This window comes from Paraburkholderia sp. SIMBA_054, from assembly GCF_046534875.1.
Lineage (GTDB): Bacteria > Pseudomonadota > Gammaproteobacteria > Burkholderiales > Burkholderiaceae > Paraburkholderia > Paraburkholderia hospita.
Genome location: NZ_JAWRXV010000260.1, coordinates 1 through 444, shown reverse-complemented (window position 1 = coordinate 444; position 444 = coordinate 1). Strand labels below are relative to the sequence as shown.

Below are 444 nucleotides of genomic sequence, written 5' to 3'. Positions count from 1 at the left end.
GACCTCCGGCGTGCCGGGGGTTTAAACGGGAATCCGGTGCGCCGTGCTGGCCAGTCCAGCACGGCAATTCCGGAGCTGCCCCCGCAACGGTGGGCGAGACAGGCGACACAACCCGGCCACTGTGCATCCGCATGGGAAGGCGTGTCGCCGGAAGCGCGATCCAGCAGGAACGCCGCTTCACTCGCGAGCCCGGAGACCGGCCCCAGGGATGCATCGGCACGCGGTGGGCGTGGCTGCGGCGATCGCGGCCATGCCGCGCCTCGTCCTGGTCATCCCTGCGCCTGCCGTCTTCCCACCACCCGCGCGGGCAGGCGCGGTCCAGGAGTCACCACCTCATGCAGTCCCTCGTTGTTGCTCGCCGTCGCGCCCTGCTGGCCGCGGCCGTCTCGCTTTCCCTTGGCACTTCCGTCGTCGCCCCCGCCTTCGCCGAAGCCGCCACCGACC

1 riboswitch is annotated in these 444 nt (G+C 71.6%).

From position 1 onward, the window contains the following. Positions 1-10: 10 nt before the first annotated feature. Positions 11-201, top strand: a riboswitch (cobalamin riboswitch). Positions 202-444: the final 243 nt, after the last annotated feature.